Below are 22,581 nucleotides of genomic sequence, written 5' to 3' on the forward strand. Positions count from 1 at the left end.
TCCCGCCTTCAGTATGAGTCTGTAATGATGTTTATTTTAAAAACCGGTCAATGACGGATACAAGTTCCTGTGGGGCCTCCAGCATACTCATATGCCCTACCCCCGGAATAACTATAGCTGTGATCTGTTCTCCTTCGGCAGTAAACAAACGTTCTGCCGGTACAATGGCATCACGTTCACCCGCGACGAGCAATACCGGAAGGGTGGAAGAAGCGATCACCGAGCGTCGATCCGGACGCTCACGCATCGCCATGGCTGCGCCGCATGCTCCCTGAGGTGGCGTATGGTATCCAATCTCCCGTGCTTTTTGCACCGCCTGCGGCAAAGAAGTCACCGATTCAGGCGCAAACAATCCTTCAATAAATCCGTCCACAAAAGCGGCTACACCTTCACTGTTGATTTTGGAAACGGTCTGCAGACGCTTCTCCCGGGCTTCCGGTGAATCTTCGTAGCCGGTAGAGTGGACCAGTCCCCATGCTTTCAAATAACCGGAATACTGTTCAGCCAGTACGAGTGCAATATACCCACCCATCGAATGACCCAGCACAGTTACCTGACTGAGCTCCAGATGATCCAGCAGCCGGATCACATCCTCGGCCATCTGTTCGATCCGGTAGGAACCTTCCGGTGCCGGACTGCGTCCATGCCCGCGCAGATCGGGTACGATACAGCGGTAACGCTTAGACAATTCCGGAACCACTTCATCCCAGTAGGCGGCGCTGCCCATAAATCCGTGCAGCAGCACAAGCGGCTCTCCTGTGCCGGTATCGGTAAAGTAAAGCAGTTCGGGCGAATGCTGAATATGCTGGTTCATAAATGTGTGCCTCCCTGTACAATTATTCGGAAATATATACGAATTGTTCATCTATAATAGGTAAATGATATTCAATACCACATAAGATAATATCCTGTTCGCTGAAGTATCACCCTTATCTGCCGAGCAAGCCGAATTAATCGGTCACGCCGAGCCCACGGACTGCTGCCTCCACAACGTCGTCTGCCATCTTCATTACCTGGCGAAGCGAAGTGGTCTGCAGCGTCCAGTAGGGCTTGGGTCCATTCTCGTTGACGATGGCTGCGATGCTGTACGCGCCTACACCCGGAAATTTGCCCCCGACAGACAATGCCGGAAATAATGGCTCTTCTCCAATGCTGTAGAGACCGACCGAACGCGAATGGCCCAGACAGGCATCTATCGCAATAATCGTCAGATCGACGGATATCTGCGGAATGCGTTCATGCAGATTATGCGCATCACAGGGATAATCCATTGTACCTGTAACATGAGGAATCCCGCGTGCCTCCAGCCCGCTGCCGATCAGCGGTCCAAGTGCATCCCCGGTGGAGCGGTCTGTCCCGATACACACAAAGGCAAGTTCATCCAGTGCATGGCGGCTGTGAATCATCCGGAAAAACTGGGTTAATCCATCCGTATTCACATTACGCCGATTCTGCTGGTCATAGGGAAGCAGACTTGATTGACGATTAATCATATAATAGTAGATTCCCTCCTCGAATGTGCGTACCTATAGTAATTTTAACCGATGCGCCCTATTACCGCAAAATATTGGTTCCCCGGCTCTATCCATGGTACAATACAACAAAATCAGCTTTTGTTACAGAAAGGGAGAACGCACCGATGGATTTGTCCCAACACACAACGGAGAATCTGGAAGTCATGATTGAAGCGATCAAAACCAAGCTTCGGATGGCCAGTGGTGCAGCGATGCAGGCTTCTGCCTTTTCGCTGGATCAGTATGAAGATATCCACGAAGTATATGATATTGTCATGAACAAACCGAATTTGAGCATCAGTGAAGTTGAAGCGCTTGTGTCCGAACTGGGCCGTCTGCGCAATAAGTAATTCGTATCAAAGCCCGTTCCTGTGTAGGCAGGAGCGGGCTTTTTTTGTCCACTTCCTGTTACGTACTTCTCTTTCATCCGTACACAGTTAGCATAATGTTCATGATTGTTTGCCGCTAACAGGGTTCAGTCGCTGTTGGCGGGTTAAATTTAACATAACGATAACAAATGAAAGAAGGCGATCCTTATCTCATCTCCAGCTTTTCCTGAACGTTCAGGACGCAAATTCCCGAATCTGCCATTATGGCTGTTAATCACCCTGGTACTGATTGCAGGCGCAGGCTTCTCCTTTATCCTGCTCAATGTAGCTACCTGGCTCATTCAGAATGCATTCGGTGGTAAGGTCCATATATGGGAAAATGAGTTTCAGCAAAGTGTACGTACGTTCCACGATGAACCTATACGAACGATCATGCTGTTTTTCACTTATCTTGGCGGTTTTTATTCGACCATGTTTGTATCTCTCGGTTTTGCCCTGCTGCTGTCGGTGCGGCATCAATATCGTGAAGCATTGATGCTGCTGCTCACCTCTGGCGGTGCCTGGCTGCTGAATACGGTTCTAAAATCGCATTTTATGCGCCCGCGGCCTGAACTGGAATTCTGGACGCATGCGTCAGGATACAGTTTCCCCAGTGGACATGCCACAATAGCTGCAGCGATGTACGGTATGCTGTTCTTTATCTGGGCCCGTTACCGCAGACAGAACCATCAATCTATGGTGCCAGCTATCCTCTGCGGCATTCTGCTCATTATACTGATCGGTGTGACACGGGTATATCTGGGAGTGCATTATCCAACGGATATCATTGCCGGTTTTGCCAGTGGATTTCTGTGGCTGATCACATGCGCTTATGCGTTATCCCTTTGGCAGAAAAGAAGGCCGCAGCCGCCTTTAAATGGTTCAAGGCCATAGAGTGGTAATGTTTCATGCGTATGCCCCATGTTTATATACGAAGTAAGACAAACAAGCGAGATAGCCCACTTCACCGGTTATGTGCCTTTAGCTGAAATGGACTAGCTTAATGTACATGTAAAGGAGGCGATCTGCATGTGGGGAATCATCATCAGTATCGTGCTTGCCGTTATTATCGGCCTGATCGGTAACGCGCTCGCAGGCAAAGCAATGCCTGGTGGCATTATCGGAGCCGCTATTGCCGGATTCGTAGGAGCATGGCTGGGTGCCCTGTTGTTTGGTGACTTTGGCCCGAATATCGGTGATTTTGCCATTATACCGGCTATTCTGGGCACAGCGATTTTCGTTTTTCTGCTTGGACTGTTATCCAAAGTGCTTCGACGGGCATCTTGATCTCAGCCAGGCATGATATAAGCCATACCTTTGGTAAGCTGCAACATAGTACTTATTACTCCTAGAGAAGCTTCACTTGATATGATATGGCTGGATCTTCGGCTATTGCCGGAGGACTGTACGCTACTATACGCAATTTACACTAATTGAAGGAGTGATTGTTCATGAACGAAGCAGAAAAAGAGTACCCAATGCAAAGCGGATCCACATTTTTGAAAGGTGTATTTATCGGTGGCCTGATCGGCGCTGCGGCCGCACTGCTCTTCTCCCCAAAACCGGGACGTGAGCTGCGCAGTGACCTGTCCGACAAACTGGCTGTAGCCGGTGAGAAAACCAAAAACGTCTATGGTACGGTATCCGACCAAACGATGCAGGCTGCTGGCCTGATCAGTGACAAAACGGTAGAACTGGCAGGCGTTGTAGGCGACAAAGCAACAACAATTGCCCAGACGGTAGCTACCAAAGCAACCGATCTGACGGGTAAAGCCAAATCTTCTATCGGTGTAGGCGAGTCTGCAGATCAAGACAAAGCCGATGCCAAAGAAAACATCGTCAAACATGTAGCTGAAGCTTCCAAAAACATCGCTGAAGATGTAAAAGGTGCTAAAGAAGATGTAGCCAAAGAAGTAACCAAAGCTGCTGAAGATGTGAAAAAGGATTCCCAACCGCTGACTTCGTCCGGTTCCGGTTCTTCCTCTTCTTCATCCAATGGTTCTACCGGCTCTACAAGCACAGGTTCTACACCAAGCAGCTCTACAACTACAACATCTACGACTAAGCCAGGTTCTACTACAACCGGTTCCAGTCCAACTACCAACAATAACAGTTTCAATTCCAATAATAAACGCTAATACATCCTGGATTGACCAAAATAGCCGGCTCATTGCAGTCGGCTATTTTTATGCCCGGTGTGGCTAATTCTTATGAGAGCGAGGGAATCCCATGGCTGACAAAGACACCGAATTATCACCCACCTCCCCTGAAGTTGTACCACCGCCGGATAGTGTGCGCGAGCATCCATTCGAGCTGCGTCATGAAGTGAAGCGCCTGAACGAACGCCTCGACCAGCTGACCAAAGCGCTGGACAAGGCAGAAATCCGGGACATCATCGAAAATTACAGCAGTGTCAGACGCCGACTGATCACTAACTTCATTGCCGGTACTGCCCGCGGTCTCGGCCTGTCGCTCGGTACGATCGTCATTCTGGCACTGCTCGCTTTCATCCTGAGCCAGATGGTCTCCCTGCCGTTGATTGGTGAGTATATCAGCCAGATTCTCGACTATGTCAAAGCATCCCAGGGTGCAGACACCAGTGGAGGCACCGGCTAACTACCGCATCATTTGCCTGGTTGGCTGTCATTCGCCCACTGCATGTTACTTATGTCTGTTATGCAGCAGAGCAAAGACAGCTTGGAGAAACATCGAGGTTGGTATATCCTTATTGATCTCATTTAAATTCCTGTGCTTGGATAAAAGGAACCTCTTTCAACGGAGGAATTTTTATCCGAGTAGCAGGAATTTTCTTTTTGAGTTATTGCTATAAATCGGTTTGTATCCATCAACCGCTTCAGAAAGGGATCATTCCGTCGTTCTCCGGTTAAGATTGGATATTTTGAATCACCGATTACATCGGTAAATATCCAATCTTAAATGTCGGCCTCTGGAACGATTCCCTTTCCTCCGCTACGCTGCTTTAGCCGACTATGCTATTTTTAAAACCAAAAGATAAAAGATTAGAATACTTAAAATTTTTATTTCTTAACTTTTTAGATAATTAGCGAGGTCAGAGCTTTAAGTAATTCCTTATGTAATTTTAGAACTTGTAGAATTTTTGCTACCTTTAAAACTTCCGAAAATTTTGAAGCTATTGCTTCTACTACTTCTAAAAAGGCTACTACTCTTAATCCTGTAATGCTTCAATTCTTTGAGGTTTCCAGAAATAAATAGGTATGTCCAACTACGGAGCGGAGGAATTGGAATTAGACTCCAGCAGCGAAGCGGCCCTATTTAAGATCGGATATCCTCCGCTGCAAGCGGACATTCAGGATATCTGATCTTAACGAGGGGCAGGAGACTAATCCAATTTCGGAGCGGATGATTCTAAATATAGCTGATCTCTAGTCACCTCGCCCAAAAGCAAAAGCCCCAACCAAAACAGTCAACAGCAGCAGTACTATCCAACAAGCTCTGCAGTACATGAAGCATATACACCATAAGAAGCCTATAAGCAGCCCTGCGGAGAAATTAAAAAAGGTATGCTTCAACCTCCATCCGGAGAATCAAAGCATACCTCAGTCAATTGCCATAACCGACAATTTAATCTTGTACATGTGCAACATTAACCCGATGATGAAGCGTTAGACATAATTTGCTTAAGCTTCTCCGTAGCGCGTTTCTGGATCCGCGATACGCTCATCTGGGAAACGCCCAGTTTTTGCGCAATCGCACGTTGGGATTGACCTTCCTGGAAGGCAAGCAGCAGTACTTTTTGTTCCTGCTCCTTCAGCTGGCTGAGTGCCTGCTGCAGATCCATCCGCTTCTCTACTGCATCGTAATCATTTACGTCTGCACTGATTAACTCGCCCAGTGTAGCCGCACTTTCTTCCTGGGACAGCGGCGAATCCAGAGATACATAGTGATAGCATTCGCGTCCTGCCAGGACTTCAATTGTTTCTTCCTCGGACAGCTCCAGAAAAGCTGCGATTTCCCGCACACTAGGGGAACGTTCCAGCTTGACCGTCAACTCGTCGATCGCCTGCTGAACCAGGGCTCCCTTTTCTTTGATTCGGCGCGGAACCTGTATGTACCACGATTTATCGCGCAAAAAGTTTTTCATATGCCCGATCATGCTCTTCATGGCATATGGTTCAAAGGGAATCCCCAGAGAGATATCATACTGCTGCAAAAGACGAATCAATGCCATTTGACCGACCTGGTACAAGTCCTCATACAGGTCCGGGCGGTTACGGGCAATTTTACCCGCAGCCATCTTGACCATCGGCTCGTACTTTTTGATCAGTACAGTCGCAATGTCATTGTCTTTTGTTTGTTGATACTCCCAGATCAGGCCGATCGCCTCGTCCATCGATTCGGGGGGAGTCACTCTTTCACTCATACTCTTTCCTCGCTTAGAGCAAGGCTTTTGGACATGACCACACGTGTGCCCTGGCCGGCAACATTCTCAATGCTGACATTATCCATCAATGCCTGCATCAGGTAGAAGCCAAGTCCGCCAATCTGGACATCGTTCAGATCTTTGTCGTGCAGTGTGCTTTCTTCACCGATACCCCGTACCGATTCGAAGCTCTCCCCTTCGTCTTCGACGGTAATGGATAACGTTTCTTCACCGATTTCGAACGTAACGTCAATATGTCCATCATTTTGCCCATAGGCATACAGCACGGAATTATTACATGCTTCGGATACGGCAACTTTCATATCTTCAATATCTTCATATGAAAATCCCATTTTGGAAGCAATTCCGTACAGGTTTAATCGTACTACATCTACAAACTCTGCGGTTGCAGGTAAATTAAGTATTACTTTTTGAGTATCAGCTTTCATGCTATGTTCGATCCTTTCCTAGTGGGAGTTCTCCTGAGGGGCAAAAAACTTGGCAATACCGGTCATTTCAAACAGTTTCTGAATTTGTGGAGGAACCTCTTCAACAGTAAAGCTGGCATTCATACCGTGCCGCGCTTTGAGGATAGAAAGTAGGATACCGATACCTGTGCTATCAATATATTTCAGGTCTTTCATGTTTACGATCAGATCCTGGCCGGCGTCGCCTACAAGCGGCTCCATCACCAGACGAAAATCAGGCGCTACCGATAAATCCATTTCCCCGCTTAAAAAGACGGTGCATGCGCCTTCTTCGAGTTGGGTTACTGCATTAAACTTTTCATTTTTGTTAGTAGTCATAGACATTCTCCCCTGAACAATGGTTTCTTTACTAATAACCCAATCTGTTATCTTCTGAAACATCTCTATAGATAGCCGATTGGGAGATCCATCTGATTATATCCCGATATTTGTATTATATACAATATTTAGTTGTTATGACAACCTTTATACGAACGGCGCAAATTCAGCCGGTGTTCCCTGCTGGCAGCACGGCTTTATTGCGCATTATGTTTTTTTATTCGATTTATGTCTGAGAAGGATCAATATACCGTCTTCTTGGCTTCATAACGGGACAGCTCCAGTGCATATCGTTCCATTACCGTCTTGACACTGTTCATCTTGACCGGCTTACTGATATAGTCATCCATGCCTGCTGCAAAGCATCTTCCCTTGATGCCTTCCATCACATCAGCAGTCATCGCAATAATTACCGAGCGTTCTCCATTCCCCATCTCGCGTATAATTCGCGTTGCTTCAAGTCCGTCAATATTAGGCATCTGTACATCCATAAAAATATAATCATACGTCTGGGCAGAGGCCATCCGGATCGCTTGATCTCCGTCATCTGCAGTATCCGGCTCATATCCGAGTCTATTGAGCATACTAACCATTAGCTTCTGATTGATCGGATGGTCGTCTACAATCAGAATGTGAGGAATGGAGCTGCTCTTTTGCAGCAGATTCACCGGTCTTTCCTCTACAGTGCCAACTTCCGTCTCTTCCACCGTATATTCACCCACACAAATGCTAAAGGCAAATACCGCTCCTTCGCCAGGTTCCATCTCACTGCATTCCAGACGAATGTCTCCGCCCATCATTTGAACAAGGTTTTTGCAAATGGCCAGCCCCAGTCCAGTTCCACCATACTTTCTCGTCATAGACGAATCCAATTGTGAAAAAGGCTGGAACAACTGCTCTCGTTTCTCCAGGGCAATGCCGATACCGGTATCCTTTACTTTGAACTCCAGCTCCAGACGGTTATCCCGCTGTCCGGCACATTCCACTTCAAGGTATACACCGCCCTGTTCGGTAAATTTGACCGCATTGGCAGTCAAATTGATCAACACCTGACGCAGACGCGCCATATCGCCGAACAGATAACCCGGTACATTATCCCCAATTCGGTACAACAATTCCAGGCCCTTTTTGCCAGCTTCGACAGAGAAAAGACCAAACACTTCAGAGATACATCCTTCCAGTGAAAATGGATGCTCTTCCAGTTCCATTTTGCCCGACTCCATCTTGGTAAAGTCGAGAATATCGTTAATGACCATGACCAGTGTATCCGCACTGCTGCGAATAATCTCGGCATAGTCCTTTTGTTCAGGTTGAAGATCGGTCTCCATCAGCAGATCGATCATACCGATAACTCCATTCATCGGCGTCCGGATTTCGTGGCTCATCATCGCTAGGAATTCGGTTTTGGCTTTGGCTGCAATCTCTGCAGCTTCCTTGGCACGAACCAGCTCCTGGTTCATTTTTTCCAGCTCCAGCGTTTTTTGCTGCAGCAGCATGGACTGTGTTTTGTGGCGCTTGTTGGTCAGGTACATATTTACAAATCCCTCAATCTTGGATTTCAGGATTTGTGGAATAAACGGTTTTACCATGTAATCAATAGCACCTGCAGAATATCCGGCAAATAAATGCTCGGCTTCCTTACTGTTCGCAGACACAAAAATAATTGGAATTTCCTTCGTTTTCTCCCGGGCCTTGATTAGCTTGGCTGTCTCGATGCCATCCATACCCGGCATCTGCACATCCAGTATAATAACAGCAAATTCATCCTTGAGCAGACAGCGCAGCGCTTCTTCCCCTGAAGTCGCTTTGACGAGATTATAACGTTCACTCTCGAGAACGGCTTCCAGGGCAAGCAAGTTTTCAGGTCGATCATCTACCAGCAAGATATGAATCGGTTCATGAAACCTCATGGTATCCCCCTACATTCTCTAGTTAATTTTCCGGTATACCTTTTCCAGCCGATCCAGCGGTTCGTATGAATCACTGTAGCCGGTGAATTGCATGGACTCCTTGGAGCCCAGCACCAGAATACCGAAACGGCTAAGACTTTCATGAAACAATCCATGAACACGTTCACGGAGTTTATCGTCAAAATAGATCATTACATTCCGGCAAAAAATCACATTAAACTCGTTGAACGAGCGGTCCGTAGCCAGGTTATGCTCCGCAAAAATAATATGCTTGCGAAGGAACGGCTGAAAGATAACGGATTGGTACTTGGCTGTATAATATTCGGAGAACGAGCGGGTCCCGCCGGCTTCCAGATAGTTTTTGGTATACAGCTGCATACGGTCAATTCCGAATACACCTTCGCGCGCCTGCTGCAGTGAACGATTGTTCATATCGGTTGCGTAGATTCGTGCTTTGTCCAGCAGACCTTCCTCATGCAGCAGGATAGCCATCGAATAGACTTCCTCTCCGGTAGAGCAGCCGGCATGCCAGATCCGGATATACGGATAGGTACGCAGCAGGGGTATTACTTTTTCCCGGAACATACGGAACAGCTGCGGATCCCGGAACATTTCCGTTACCGGAATCGAGAGATTCTGCACAAACCGCTCAAAACAGGAACGGTCATGCAGTATTTTCTCCTGCAGCGCCGAGACGGATTTGAGATTCTCGGCATGGATATGATGCCATATTCTGCGGGTCAGCGAAGCACGCGCATAGTTACGAAAATCATACCCGTACAAACGGTGTACCCCTTCCAGCAGCAGGTCAATTTCAATATTCTCGCGTTCTGCAAGATTGGTAATGATCTGGCTTTCCCCCTGGGGCGAGTTTGAGTTGTTCTGTATTTGTTCATGATTCGTCGGTGTCATCTTTTCAGCCCCGATTCCTTGTAAACTGTACGCAATTCTTATTCCGCAACCAGCCGACTGCTTTACTTGTGCAGCCGGCCTCTCAACTTTTACACTTTCCGAAAATATATGGTCGTTCCTCATGTTTATATCAAGCTCATATCCGCAAAAATGGGATATGTCCGAATCCGCATTGGCTGTACGTATAGATGCAGGTAATTAGCCAACGTTCTACATTATAATTCATTTACCCACTTTTGTGGTCTACGAATACAACCAAACACGCATTAATGACAAAAGTTGATCCGTTTGGATCGGTTTTTTGACATAATCAGATGCTCCGGCCTCAATACACTTGGATCGATCGTCTTTCATTGCTTTGGCAGTCAATGCAATAATCGGCAATTTGTCGTATCCAGGCATCTGGCGGATAATGCGCATCGCTTCATACCCGTCCATCTCCGGCATCATCATATCCATCAGGATCAGGTCAAAGTCCTGCTTTTCCAAAATGTCGATCGCTTCCCGTCCATTCTCCGCAAAGGTAACCTCCATGCGGTATCCTTCCAGTACGCTGGACAGTGCAAACACATTGCGTACATCATCATCGACGAGGAGAATCCGCTTGCCTTCAAACAGGGTCTCCTTGTTATGCAGCTTCTGCAGAATACGGCGCTTGTCTTCCGGCAGATCCGCCTCCACCCGGTGCAGGAAGAGAGTTGTCTCATCCAGCAGACGTTCCGGTGATTTGACATCCTTGACGATAATTGATTCTGCATATTTGCGCAGCTGGGTCTCTTCCTTGGTATCCAGATCCTTGCCGGTATAAATAATGATCGGCAGATCTTTGAGCTGATGATTATCACGAATACGATCCAGCAGTTCAAAGCCGGTCATATCGGTCAGCATCAGATCCAGCACCATACAATCATACCGCTTGCCATCCAGTTCTGCCAGCGCAGCTTTGCCGGTCGAGACAGCAGTGATAGCTACATCGTCATGACCGATCAGCTCAATAATGGACTGACGCTGAATCTCATCATCCTCTACAATCAGCAGCTGCTTGAGTCCCTGCTCGGTATAAGATTCCAGATGGGAAAATGCTTTTTCCAGCGCTTCTTTACTGGATGGCTTTTTGAGGTAGGCAATCGCCCCCATCATCAGACCCTGCTTGACTTCATCCATAACGGAGATGACATGCACCGGAATATGACGGGTATGCGCATTGCTCTTCAGCTCGCTGAGAATCGCCCAGCCATCGATAACCGGCAGCTGGATATCCAGGATAATCGCGTCCGGTTTGTACGTCTTGGCCATATGCAGACCGGTATCGCCCTGCATCGCTACGAGTGCTTTGAAGCCACGACCTCTGGCCATATCCATCAGGATTTTGGCGAAATTGGCATCATCCTCGATGATAAGCAGCACTTTGTCTTCCTTGCCAAGCTGGTCACGGTCATCGCCGAGCGACTGGGGAATCACAGCGGACTCCATTTCACTGGCCAGCTTGCGGTTATTCATGCGTGCTGAAGTCTGCTGCAGTACCTGACCGGTAAAATCAGCTGGCATATAGGCAGGACTCACCTGATCGACAGCCGTTCCCGTATTCGTCTCTGTCCGTTCGGATGATGACGGAACCAGCTTGGGCAGATACAGAGTGAAGACACTTCCCTTGCCTTCCTCCGAGCTGACCGTGATCCCTCCGCCCAGCAGACGGGACAGCTCACGGCTGATCGACAGTCCCAGACCGGTACCGCCGTATTTGCGGCTGGTTGTACCGTCTACCTGCTGGAACGCTTCGAAGATCAGATCAAGCTTGTCCTGTGGAATACCGATGCCGCTATCGATCACCTTAACGGCGACATAAGATTGTTCTCTGTTCAGATAAGGTGGCAGTTCCGCCGGATCGGCCTGATCCACATTCATTTCGATATATCCTTTTTCCGTGAACTTAAATGCATTAGACAGCATATTGCGCAGTACCTGCTTCACCCGATGCTCATCGGTAACAATAGCCTCCGGCATCTGTTCGCCGACCGTAATATGCAGGTCGATTCCTTTTTTCGCCGCTACAGGCGCAAAGTTCATATTGACAAAGGACTCCAGATTTTTCACCGGTACTGCTTCACGGTTAATTTCCATCTTGCCGGCATCTACTTTGGAGAGATCCAGAATCTCATCAATCATCTTGAGCAGGTCGGCACCGGACATGTAAATCGTGCTTGCGTACTCCATCTGCTTCTCGGTCAGATTGCCATCCTTGTTCTCTGTAAGCAGCTGGGATAGAATCAGCAGACTGTTCAGCGGTGTACGGAGTTCATGGGACATATTGGCCAGGAATTCCGATTTGTATTTACTGGTTACAGCCAGCTGCATCGCCTGCTGTTCCAGCTGGTGCTTGCTCTGCTCGATCTCTTCATTTTGCTCTTCCACGTGCTGGATCTGCTCCTGCAGCTCACGGGTTTTGGCAATCAGTTCATTGTTGAAATGCTCCAATTCCTCCTGCTGGCGCTGCAGCATATCTTCGGAACGTTTGAGCTCCTCGGTCTGCTCTTCCAGACGCTCGTTGGAACGGCGCAGTTCTTCCTGCTGCAGCTGCAGCTCTTCGGATTGACTCTGCAGCTCTTCGGTCAATGTCTGCGATTCGCGCAGCAGCTCCTCGACGTGCAAACGGCGGTTAATATTGTTGACAATAATGCCCAGGTCCTGAGTGAGTAAGTGAAGCAGCTGCCGCTGCAGTGACGTAAATGTATTCAGCGAAGCCAGCTCAATAACACCCAGCAGTTCATCATTGAACAGTACAGGATAGATGAGTACACTCCGCGGCTGACTGGAGCCCAATCCGGAATTGACAGGAATATATCCTTGAGGGACATGATCCAGTACGATCGGCTTTTGGTCTGCGGCGCACTGGCCGGTCAGTCCTTCGCCAATGCGGATTTCCTTCTTCGAACACAGCTCACCATCAGCAGCATAGGCTGCTTTGAGCAGCATTTTGTCGGTCACTTCATTTGTGCGCAGATACAATGCTCCAAAGTGGGCACCCAGTGTTGGCGCAAATTCATTAATGAAGGTCTGCGCACTCTGTTCCAGCGTGCTTACGCCACGCAGCAGTTCGGTAATGCGCGCCGTATTGGAGTCCAGCCAGGACTGGTCTTCCTGGGCCTGACGATACTGCTCCTCCATATGACGCTTTTCCTGCAGATCTTCGGCCATACGCTGGAATACACGGGCCACATCGCCGATCTCATCCTTGGATTTGACCTGTATGCGGCGAATAATGCCAAAACGTTCTTCCGAAAATCCCTTGATCATCATAGAGACCGTTCCAAGTCCCTTGCTGATGCTTGGTACAATCCACAGCATAACGAGCAAGCTCAATACTACACCGGCAAGCATGACATAAGTCGTGATGCGAATAGAATTCTGGTAAGCGGCATTGGCTTGATCAATCTCGGTATCAATCGCATTATCCTGATACTCGGCAAGAGCCGAGATGCTCTGGTTCAGATTCGTCTGTGCAGCCAAGCCTACCTGTGTACGGTAATTGTTGGCAGCAGCAATCTGGTCTCCAGCCACAAGGGAAGTCTGCTGGCGGGAATAATCCACAAAAGTCTGCCAGTTGGCAGTGACCGTCTCGATCTGCCTTTTCTCCTCCGGTGAATTGGAAGATTCTTTTAACAGCTTGAGGTTATTCTCCCCGCTGGTAATGTTCTGTTCAATCGTCGTCCGGGTCTGCTCGATCGGCTGTGTAGACGTGCTGAGCAGCATATTGGCCACTTCACGGGCGATAATATTCATTTCGGAGCGCATATCGGTCGAATACCGTACTTTGAGATACCGTTCCTGGTATACCTTGTCTAGCTGTTCGTTCATGTAGTTCATCCGGTCATACGTAATAAAGCCCAGCGTCATCAATAATAAAATGATGACACTGAACCCCAGGACCAGCTTCGTTCTCAGCTTCATTAATTGTCCGCTCCTTCATTGAGTGAAATCCACACCAGACACTTATCATCATCTCGGTCTGCAGGTGCACTTGCTTCAAAAAATACCGTTTCGATTTTGTTTTTATCCAGATGATGATTGGATTTCAGCTGATCGATCAGGAAATTAAGCTGAACATCCTGATCACCTTCCACCGCTTCGAGCAGACCATCGGTATACAGCACCAGATGTCCGTCGCCTTCATAGTGGAAGCTGCGGGACTCCATTTCAATCCGGTCAAACAGTCCTACCGGGAATGTGCTTGTGCTGAGCTTGGTCACTTCTCCGTTATCATCAAAGAAAAGTCCCGGCGGATGTCCGGCATTCACATAATCGATCCGTTTGTATTTGGTGTCCACCACCAGATAGATGGCGGTAAAGTAGTATTGTACCAGCTGATTCTCAATATGCAGCTGATTAAATCGACGGTTCAGCTCCTGGATCACTTTCTCCGGCTCCACATAGGTAGTGACCGTATCCTTGAGCACCGAAGCGATAAACATACAGAACAGTGAAGAGGAAATACCGTGTCCCATCATATCCAGCAAAATAACGCCATATCGTCCTTCTCCAAGCGGATACCAGGCGTACAGATCACCTGCCAGCTCAAAGGATGGCTTGTACAACGCTTCAATCTGGAAAGAAGGATCATGGATCGGCGTACTGAGTACGGCATGCTGTACGAGACTCGCCAGCTTGAGTTCATCCTGGATATGCTGATCCCGTTCCTTATGCCAGTCTTTCTCGTGCTTGAGCCGCAGCGCCAGACGCATACGCGCCAGCAGTTCCACCTTGTTGATCGGCTTGGTCACATAGTCCATTGCACCGGCATCCAGCGCTTCGGCCAGCTTTTTGGAGTCGCCGACCGCTGTTACCATAATAATCGGAATATCCTTGAGCAGTTCATGCTGCTGGATGATCCGGCAGGCTTCGATTCCATCCATCTCCGGCATCATCATATCGAGCAGAATCAGGTCAAATGAATTAGCTTTGGCACGCGCAATTGCATCCGGCTCGCCCAGACCGAGATGTTCAAACATCTCTCTCGCTGAAGCTGAAGTCACGATATTGGTATATTGTTCTCTTTTCAGAATTTCCCGGATAATAATTACATTGGTCGGATTATCATCAACGATTAATATATTCATAACTTCTCCTCATTCCCTTATTTCATGAAGCGGATTCTTTTACCTTTTCTTCATTATAAGCCAACTGTCATTGTTATCCAAAAAGGGGCTGTATCAAAAACTCGTCAAAAAACCTCCAACTCCACCATGGAAGTGGAATTGAAGGCATTTTCCTTACAAATCTAGGCCCTAGCGGGGACAACGGTTATATGATTTTGATACAACCTCTTTGTCTTCACTACTGAATCAAGCCTGTATAATTAGGATTTATGATTGGCAATAATAAGTACTTTATCCTTGTCCAGTTCCTGCTCATAAAAGTCGGCTTCGGCCTGGGTAAATCCCAGCGAAGTGATCTTGGCGCGCAATTCATCGCCGCGTGAACGGAAAAGATTGGCTAATGAGTCGAACATGCCTTCTTCCTTGATCCCAACTTCCTGCGCACCGGCGGTCTCGGTAATCTTGTCTGTGAGGTCTTGGCTATGTGCCAGTACATAGATATCATCAAATCCATATCCTGTACCCTGCAGCTCTTTCACAACCTCAACAGCCCGGGTTCCGTTTTCCACCACTGTGGCATATGGCTTGGCATTCGTCGGATTCATGTCACTCACCATCCTCAAAAGATGATTATTATAGCAATTACCCATACAGGAAACGTATGAAACAGCCTGTTTTGATTTTTTTGTAGATTATTCAGTTGTCGTGTCGAAAATGTCTGCGCTGACAATCTCTCCTGTGTCGGGGTTAGTAAAGACTTTGAAAGCATAAAAGTCGTTGTTATAACCTTCCCCATCATCTGCTGTGAAGTCCGGCTGACCCAGCTCACTGGTGATCGCCTGCTTGTTAAATGGAAGCGTGTGACCATCCAGTGTCAGCGATCCAGCACGGGCTGGCACACTTACATAATAAATGTGCTCTCCCATCATACCCACTTTCACATCGCCATATTCATATTCCGTATAACCTGCATCCGTCTGTACCTTACGGAGCGGTTCGCCCTTTTTCTCCAGCAGTTCTGCCCGGCTATCACTGAGGGATACGCCGTTCAGGGTACTATAGTTTAATGTATCCTGAGTATAAGGTGCTTCGTATACGGAATCTGTTGCAGACGGCATGGAAGCGGTCTGGACACTGTTGCTGGCCGGCATAGCGGCATACTCAGCAGTTTGCACAGCTACGACTGGCTGTAACGGTGCATCAGATACCTGGGCAGAACCGGTGTAAGGGGACAATATTCCAGCAAGTAACATCATGTAAGTAAGCATCGTCTCACCCTTTCTCGGTTTACACATGAAATCGTCATTTAGCCATTGGTCGTTTGGAGATGGTCAGGAACATTTTAGTCAGACAAGGTTATTTTGAAGGAATCTTGCGGAATTTCTGCCATACATTAACGGCTGTATCTACCCAGTTTAACCATGCGCCATTGTTATGACCGTTTTTGTCATACGTAGCGGAGTAGGATTGCAATGTACGGTCTTCCGGAGTGGAAGCAGTTACCATGGAATGTGCATTTGTGGAATGCTCTGATTTGCCGCTGGCAAATTTTACGCGATCAAACAATGTACCGGATACTTCTTTTGTTTTGATTGTCAGATCTTTGACCGTTTCAGTGATTTCACTGAGCACAACACCAAGGTTTTTAACGGATTCTACAACCGGATCAACCTGTTGAAGCTTATGTTCGACGTCTCCAGTAATATCATTGACATTACGGATGGTCTGTTTGACTTCGTATGTCAGTTCTTCCATTGTCTTTTGTACATCCTTCAGGGTTGCGGATACATTATCCAGCGAATCCTTGGCGGATAACAGGGTCTTAACGAGGAATACAACGAGTACTGCGAATGCGATAGCGACAATCGCTACACTGATACTGATAACAATGTTCATGATTTACCCTCTCTTTCAACAATGAATGTTTTGGTTTCACATTTTTTCAGGATGTTATTCATAAACTACCCTTCTGTTTTACGACCGAAACAGAAGTGGACACTGTTCACATAAATATCAACGCCTCTGGTTCAAGGTGTAATGGCGCGGTTAAGAAACATTTACCAATTAATAAGTAACTAATTCCATACGGCTGGATCATCCGGTTGATATCGAAAAAATTATTTGTCCTTATTTCCATTTATTTATCGTTATTTCCATAAAGAAAGGGTGATAATCATGTTGAAATGGTCGGTTATTTTCCTGATTATTGCAATTGTTGCCGGAATCTTTGGATTCTTTGGTATTGTCGAAGCAGCTGCAACGATTGCCAAGGTACTGTTCTTCCTGTTCCTCGTATTGTTCGTAATCAGCCTGTTCACCGGGCGCAGACGAACGTATTAACTGATCTACAGCCTGATCAGGCAATTTGCCCGGTGCTGATGGAAATAACCATTGGCTGCCGGATCAGCTGTGTATCACACCCAAAGAGCCGCTCTCCTATCGTGGAGGGCGGCTCTTTGGGTGTGATCTCTTTTAAGTTTAAGGCGCTTTCTTGCGAGTGTTACGGTTACCTTAGTTAAAATCCTTTTAGGTGCTTTGAATGTTCTCAACGCAGCAGCAATCTTGGCAGCTTGAGCAGATCCAGCCGGAAACGGATAATGACCTGATCCCGTTCAAATTCCAGCTGCCTGACATCTACAACAGCCGGAAAATACTTGGTCAGTGAGATATCCAGCGGCTGCAGCAGCGCTCCCTGCCATTGTCCATGGCGTACGGTCGTATGCTGATGCGTCAGCACCAGCCGATTGCCCTGCAGCTGCGCATCAAAATCAAGCAGTGCTCCAAAAGGAATACCCAGATACGTTCCTCTCAAATCCGCATGGATCATATCGCCTTCCCAGGTGAAATCAGCTCCGCTAATCCGCAGTCCTGCAGGATAATCTTCCTGGTGATCCATTAGCTCTCTGCGGGCGAGCTGATTGAATTCCTGCTGATTCAGCGTAATCTCCAGACGCTTTTCCTTGATCATAGTCTGTATTTTGGCTGTCGTATCCAGATGGATATAATCCATACCCGGATTGCGCTGCGGGGCGATCATCCAGGCCAGCCAGGTTATGCCGGCTGTGACGATCACCAGCAGAATAAGCAGGACGATCAGCAGCACTCTCCAACGTGAACGTCTGGAACGATGCCGGGAAACCGATGATTCTTTCACGACGTTTACCTCTTTTCCATTCCATCCTGTACGGGGACGCCCATAGACAACTGTATATTCCGAGACTGTTCTTCACCCGGTTAAGCTCGTTGAACAACAACTCTGTCATCTAAATATAGGCTCAGGTTTCTTTGGGCTCCACATGTACATGTACATAATGAATATTATGCACCTCTGCCATCCTCGCTTCAACTTTATCGCTGATATGGTGACTTTCGATAATCGTCAGTTCGGGAGAAACTTCAATAATAACATCGACCAGTGTCTGGCTGCCGTTGATACGGGCCTTGATATCCTTGATATTCTCTACTCCTTCAATAGAAGCAATTGTCTCACGCAGCCCCGGCAGCTCCTGCTCGTCAAAGCCATCGGTCAGCCGGTGCATGGAGTCGCTCAGAATATCCCAGGCGGTCTTGCAGATCAGCAGACCGACGATCAGAGCAGCCACTACATCCAGCCAGGGCATGCCCAGCTGGGAACCGATAATCCCCACGGCGGCACCTACGCTAACCATCGCATCGGAAAGATTATCCTTGGCTGCCGCGAGCAATGCCTGACTGTTCGTACGCCGGGCCAGCTGGAGATTATATCGGTAGACTCCATACATAATGACCGCGCAGAGAATCGCCACTCCTGCCAGCCAGGGCTCCGGCGATTGCTGCTGACCGGAAAATAACAGCCCCACTCCATCGACCAGTACCTGGATGCCGACCATCGCCATAATAAAAGATGCTATCAGCGCCGCAACCGTCTCCGCCCGGAAATGTCCATAGGCATGATCCGAATCCGGCGGTTTCTGTGAAATACGCAGTCCGATCAATACGGCGACAGAAGCTACAATATCCGTCAGATTATTCATCCCGTCTGCACGCAGCGCACTCGACAGAAACAGATAACCAAGGACCAGCTTCAAGGCAGACAGGACCAGATACGTAATGATACTGAGCCATGCCCCGCGTTCGCCTTCCTTGATATTCTGATATACATCTACCATGTTGTTATGTCCTCCCACTGCAGACCGTCCTGCTGTATAGCCCGCTTCCCATTTCGTCTGTTCATCGTAACAAACGACTTTGATGTGGGTCCAGAGAAACGTTGTAGGGAAAGGCAAACGTTTTAGCCTACAGCAAATCTTGTAGCGTCGGGCAAAGCAAGTGAGTCAGGTGAAATGTTGTGATGAATTGGCAACATTTTTGCCTCTGCACAAAATAGGATAAGTGGCTGATCGTTGGTTGAAATACTCCGTCCGTAACTGCTGCAGCAAGATACAAAAAAGCGGCTCCTAAAAGGAACCGCCTCATTTTTAGTGAAGATATTCTAAAATTATACTTGTACCGGGTACATTTTCTCACGCATTTCCTGGATTTCTTTGCTTTCCAGGTACTCGTCATAACTCATCATACGATCGATAATGCCGTTTGGCGTGATCTCGATGATGCGGTTGGCGATCGTCTGTACGAACTGATGGTCATGGGAAGTAAAGATGATGGTACCATCAAAGTCAGTCAGACCATTATTGAGCGCTGTAATGGATTCGAGATCCAGGTGATTCGTTGGCTCGTCCAGCAGCAGTACGTTACCGCCCATCAGCATCATGCGGGACAGCATACAGCGAACTTTCTCGCCACCGGACAGTACGCTTGCTTTTTTGAGCGCTTCGTCACCGGAGAACAGCATCCGGCCGAGGAATCCGCGCAGGAAGGATTCATCCGGATCTTTGGAATAACGACGCAGCCAGTCTACCAGCGTCTCGTCCACTCCGTCAAAGTAAGCGGAGTTGTCATTCGGGAAGTACGCCTGGGAAGTCGTTACACCCCACTGGTAGGTTCCTTCATCCGGTTCCACTTCACCCATCAGGATCTGGAACAAGGTGGTTTTGACGTTACCATTAGGACCGACAAGAGCGATTTTATCACCTTTGTTGACTGTCAGAGTCAGGTTGTTGATGACTTTTTCACCATCAATCGTTTTGCTCAGACCGTCAATCAGCAGCAGCTGCTTGCCGGCTTCACGTTCGCCCTTGAAGTTGATGAACGGATATTTACGGTTGGACGGACGAATGTCATCCAGCGTAATTTTGTCCAGCATTTTCTTACGGGAAGTGGCCTGCTTGGACTTGGATTTATTGGCGCTAAAGCGCTGGATAAAGGCCTGCAGTTCCTTGACCTTGTCTTCTTTTTTCTTGTTCTGTTCACGGCTCAGCTGAAGTGCCAGCTGGCTGGACTCGTACCAGAAGTCATAGTTACCGACATACATTTGGATTTTGCCAAAGTCGATATCGGCGATATGCGTACATACGGTATTCAGGAAGTGACGGTCGTGACTGACTACGATAACAGTGCCATCGTAGGAAGCCAGGAAGTTCTCCAGCCAGTGAATGGACTCGATGTCCAAGTGGTTGGTAGGCTCATCCAGCAGCAGGATGTTCGGGTTACCGAACAATGCCTGAGCGAGCAGGACGCGTACTTTTTCGTTACCGTTTAGTTCTTTCATCATTTTGTACTGCATTTCGTTGTCGATGCCCAGACCGTTCAGCATCTCGGCCGCTTCGGCTTCCGCTTCCCAGCCGTTCATTTCGGCAAATTCGGCTTCCAGCTCGCCGGCACGCATGCCGTCTTCGTCGCTGAAATTTTCTTTGGCGTACAGCGCATCTTTTTCTTTCATAATATCGTACAGGCGTTTGTGACCCATGATTACGGTCTCCAGCACCTGGAACTCATCGTATTCGGATTGGTTCTGTTTGAGGATCGCCATCCGCTCGCCTGGTGTGATGTGCACATCGCCTTCGTTCGGCTCGACTTCGCCGGACAGAATTTTGAGGAAGGTGGATTTACCCGCACCGTTCGCACCGATCAGACCGTAGCAGTTACCTGGCGTGAACTTAATATTTACATCTTCAAAAAGGGCGCGCTTACCGTAACGCAGCGTGACGCCTGAAGTACTTATCATATATACAACCCATCCTTATCATTTATAAAGTATTGTGTAATGAAACCTATCTCATTTCATGAAAAAAGGCAGTATTCATTTTCATGAAATTACTGTTGGCAATAGTATAACACACAACTTTATGTAATCGAACCATTCCACCTATCTTTTCTTATTTAAAATTTTGCGGTTAGGAAGGTATGCCAAGACGCCGGTTGGCCCTCCAACCGGCAGTCCTGACCTATATCAGATCGCATTCTCTTCCTCTTCGTCCTCAACTTCATCGTCCGCATTGCCGTGGACAATCAATGTCTCTCCATAGCCGAGTACACGTATCCGTTCAGAATCGATCTGAAGACGCTGGCGCTCGGCTTCCAATCGATCCAGCGCTTCCTTGGCGGTATCATCTGCCAATTTGAACGTTCCGTAATGCATCGGGATCATCGTCTCCGCGCCTACATCGCAAAAGGCATGAAGGGCTTCTTCCGGGGTCGTATGCTGGGAACTAAGGAACCATTCCGGTTCATAGGCACCAATCGGCATCAGGGCAACGTGAATCTTGTAGCGGCGCCCGATCTCGGCAAATCCTGGGAAGTAGCCACTGTCTCCGGCAAAATAAATCGTCGGCGGCAGCGGTTCATGAATATAGCCATCACTGTCGGGATCGCCGGTTACCGCCGGAACGTCCGGCTTTGGCGCTGTCGGGTCCTGCTCGGTATTCCAGATATGATGCGGCTCCTGCGGCAGTACCGGATGATGAACCGGCTCGATAACGTAGCCGCCCCAGTGTGACGTATTCGTATCCAGCAGCGTTCGACGGCTCCAGTGCTGGGTCGGGACGAAGGTAATATTCACATCGCCGATTTTGAATGTTTCCCACCAGTGCATTTCATGACAGCGATGGAATCCTTTGCGAAGCATCTTGGACTTCAGCCCCGCCGGTACCAGAATAGTCGTCGAACTGCGGTACAGCTTGCGGATCGAGTTAATGTGCATATGATCATAATGGGAATGCGAGATCAGAATAACATCGATCGGCGGCACATCTTCGATCGGGATGCCCGGCTGTCCGATCCGACGCTGGAAAGCCAGCCGCTGCGCCCATACCGGATCGGTAACGATATTCAGCCCTTCATACTGCAGGAAAAAGGTCGAATGCCCGATCCAGGTGATCGATGCATCTTCCCGGTTGGCATGCAGATAATCAATCTCGGGCTCCTTGTGAGGGACTACGTATGAGCGGTCTCTCGTTGCTTTCTTGCGGCGGTCTTCACGCCACTGCTTGAATTGTTTAAGCGTCTTATCAATGCTGACATTGTCTATATTATTGTAGCGAATCTTCGGCATAGGACAGTATTCCTCCCTGATGAGTCTTTACAGTCTACCTGCTGCAGGATCATGCTGCGTACGGGTACTCTATCCGGATCGTGCATCCGTTCACCTATCCATCTCTTTGCCTATCATCTGAAGTTACTAAACATAGAGGTACTGAGA

Annotated in this window: 22 protein-coding genes; 6 read left to right on the forward strand and 16 right to left on the reverse strand. The window is 48.1% G+C overall.

Annotated features, from left to right (window positions below; translation table 11 throughout):
• Positions 1–31: 31 nt before the first annotated feature.
• Both WH45_RS19410 and yyaC read right to left on the reverse strand, forming a co-directional pair.
• The gene (locus WH45_RS19410) at positions 32–814 is read right to left on the reverse strand and encodes an alpha/beta fold hydrolase (RefSeq protein ID WP_046216088.1); all 783 of its coding nucleotides are present in this window, start codon (positions 812–814) and stop codon (positions 32–34) included.
• Positions 815–950: 136 nt separating this feature from the next.
• A complete protein-coding gene (gene yyaC / locus WH45_RS19415; RefSeq protein WP_052723870.1) occupies positions 951–1,493 on the reverse strand; it encodes a spore protease YyaC in 543 nt (180 codons plus the stop codon).
• A 146-nt stretch (positions 1,494–1,639) separates the two neighbouring features.
• Here yyaC and WH45_RS19420 point away from each other — a divergent pair, with 146 nt between their 5' ends.
• From WH45_RS19420 to WH45_RS19440, 5 genes are all read left to right on the forward strand, one after another.
• Entirely contained in the window at positions 1,640–1,864 is a 225-nt protein-coding gene (locus WH45_RS19420; protein WP_046216089.1) for a DUF1128 domain-containing protein, read from the forward strand.
• Between the two features lie 450 nt (positions 1,865–2,314).
• Positions 2,315–2,776 (forward strand): phosphatase PAP2 family protein, encoded by a 462-nt coding sequence (locus WH45_RS19425; RefSeq protein ID WP_052723871.1) that lies wholly within the window; start codon positions 2,315–2,317, stop codon positions 2,774–2,776.
• A 135-nt stretch (positions 2,777–2,911) separates the two neighbouring features.
• Entirely contained in the window at positions 2,912–3,169 is a 258-nt protein-coding gene (locus WH45_RS19430; RefSeq protein ID WP_046216090.1) for a GlsB/YeaQ/YmgE family stress response membrane protein, read from the forward strand.
• Between the two features lie 164 nt (positions 3,170–3,333).
• Positions 3,334–4,020, forward strand: a complete 687-nt coding sequence (locus WH45_RS24265; RefSeq protein ID WP_052723872.1) for a YtxH domain-containing protein — start codon at positions 3,334–3,336, stop codon at positions 4,018–4,020.
• Positions 4,021–4,111: 91 nt separating this feature from the next.
• Positions 4,112–4,498 (forward strand): DUF5665 domain-containing protein, encoded by a 387-nt coding sequence (locus WH45_RS19440; protein ID WP_046216091.1) that lies wholly within the window; start codon positions 4,112–4,114, stop codon positions 4,496–4,498.
• A 1,009-nt stretch (positions 4,499–5,507) separates the two neighbouring features.
• On the opposite strand, the gene WH45_RS19445 is transcribed toward WH45_RS19440, so the two are convergent.
• The 10 genes from WH45_RS19445 to WH45_RS19490 all read right to left on the reverse strand — a co-directional run bounded on the left by WH45_RS19445 (position 5,508) and on the right by WH45_RS19490 (position 16,895).
• Entirely contained in the window at positions 5,508–6,284 is a 777-nt protein-coding gene (locus WH45_RS19445) for a sigma-70 family RNA polymerase sigma factor (RefSeq protein WP_046216092.1), read from the reverse strand.
• Complete coding sequence (gene rsbW, locus WH45_RS19450; protein ID WP_046216093.1) at positions 6,281–6,733, reverse strand: anti-sigma B factor RsbW; 453 nt, start codon at positions 6,731–6,733, stop codon at positions 6,281–6,283. Before rsbW ends, WH45_RS19445 begins: the two co-directional genes overlap by 4 nt.
• An 18-nt stretch (positions 6,734–6,751) precedes the next feature.
• On the reverse strand, positions 6,752–7,090 hold the full coding sequence (locus tag WH45_RS19455; protein ID WP_017814317.1) for an STAS domain-containing protein: 339 nt from the start codon (positions 7,088–7,090) through the stop codon (positions 6,752–6,754).
• A 242-nt stretch (positions 7,091–7,332) separates the two neighbouring features.
• The gene (locus WH45_RS19460) at positions 7,333–9,000 is read right to left on the reverse strand and encodes a response regulator (RefSeq protein ID WP_046216094.1); all 1,668 of its coding nucleotides are present in this window, start codon (positions 8,998–9,000) and stop codon (positions 7,333–7,335) included.
• A gap of 18 nt (positions 9,001–9,018) precedes the next feature.
• A complete protein-coding gene (locus WH45_RS19465) occupies positions 9,019–9,912 on the reverse strand; it encodes a CheR family methyltransferase (RefSeq protein ID WP_046216095.1) in 894 nt (297 codons plus the stop codon).
• Positions 9,913–10,155: 243 nt separating this feature from the next.
• The gene (locus WH45_RS19470; RefSeq protein ID WP_046216096.1) at positions 10,156–13,860 is read right to left on the reverse strand and encodes a response regulator; all 3,705 of its coding nucleotides are present in this window, start codon (positions 13,858–13,860) and stop codon (positions 10,156–10,158) included.
• A complete protein-coding gene (locus tag WH45_RS19475; RefSeq protein ID WP_046216097.1) occupies positions 13,860–15,026 on the reverse strand; it encodes a PP2C family protein-serine/threonine phosphatase in 1,167 nt (388 codons plus the stop codon). The genes WH45_RS19470 and WH45_RS19475 overlap by 1 nt, the downstream gene beginning before the upstream one ends.
• Positions 15,027–15,265: 239 nt before the next feature.
• On the reverse strand, positions 15,266–15,610 hold the full coding sequence (locus WH45_RS19480; protein ID WP_046216098.1) for a YflT domain-containing protein: 345 nt from the start codon (positions 15,608–15,610) through the stop codon (positions 15,266–15,268).
• Positions 15,611–15,697: 87 nt separating this feature from the next.
• Complete coding sequence (locus WH45_RS23000; RefSeq protein ID WP_152663605.1) at positions 15,698–16,261, reverse strand: hypothetical protein; 564 nt, start codon at positions 16,259–16,261, stop codon at positions 15,698–15,700.
• Between the two features lie 100 nt (positions 16,262–16,361).
• The gene (locus WH45_RS19490) at positions 16,362–16,895 is read right to left on the reverse strand and encodes a DUF948 domain-containing protein (protein WP_046216189.1); all 534 of its coding nucleotides are present in this window, start codon (positions 16,893–16,895) and stop codon (positions 16,362–16,364) included.
• Positions 16,896–17,180: 285 nt separating this feature from the next.
• Here WH45_RS19490 and WH45_RS23270 point away from each other — a divergent pair, with 285 nt between their 5' ends.
• Entirely contained in the window at positions 17,181–17,345 is a 165-nt protein-coding gene (locus WH45_RS23270) for a DUF1328 domain-containing protein (RefSeq protein ID WP_046216099.1), read from the forward strand.
• Positions 17,346–17,550: 205 nt separating this feature from the next.
• On the opposite strand, the gene WH45_RS19500 is transcribed toward WH45_RS23270, so the two are convergent.
• From WH45_RS19500 to WH45_RS19515, 4 genes are all read right to left on the reverse strand, one after another.
• Positions 17,551–18,159 carry a hypothetical protein gene (locus WH45_RS19500; protein WP_046216100.1) on the reverse strand — a complete coding sequence of 203 codons (609 nt, stop codon included), beginning with the start codon at positions 18,157–18,159 and terminating at the stop codon, positions 17,551–17,553.
• A 121-nt stretch (positions 18,160–18,280) separates the two neighbouring features.
• Positions 18,281–19,153, reverse strand: a complete 873-nt coding sequence (locus tag WH45_RS19505) for a cation diffusion facilitator family transporter (RefSeq protein WP_046216101.1) — start codon at positions 19,151–19,153, stop codon at positions 18,281–18,283.
• Positions 19,154–19,482: 329 nt separating this feature from the next.
• Complete coding sequence (locus tag WH45_RS19510) at positions 19,483–21,108, reverse strand: ABC-F family ATP-binding cassette domain-containing protein (protein ID WP_046216102.1); 1,626 nt, start codon at positions 21,106–21,108, stop codon at positions 19,483–19,485.
• 225 nt (positions 21,109–21,333) lie between these two features.
• On the reverse strand, positions 21,334–22,434 hold the full coding sequence (locus WH45_RS19515) for an MBL fold metallo-hydrolase (protein ID WP_046216103.1): 1,101 nt from the start codon (positions 22,432–22,434) through the stop codon (positions 21,334–21,336).
• Positions 22,435–22,581: the final 147 nt, after the last annotated feature.

The sequence above is a fragment of the Paenibacillus wulumuqiensis genome (assembly GCF_000971965.1).
Classification (GTDB): domain Bacteria; phylum Bacillota; class Bacilli; order Paenibacillales; family Paenibacillaceae; genus Saccharibacillus; species Saccharibacillus wulumuqiensis.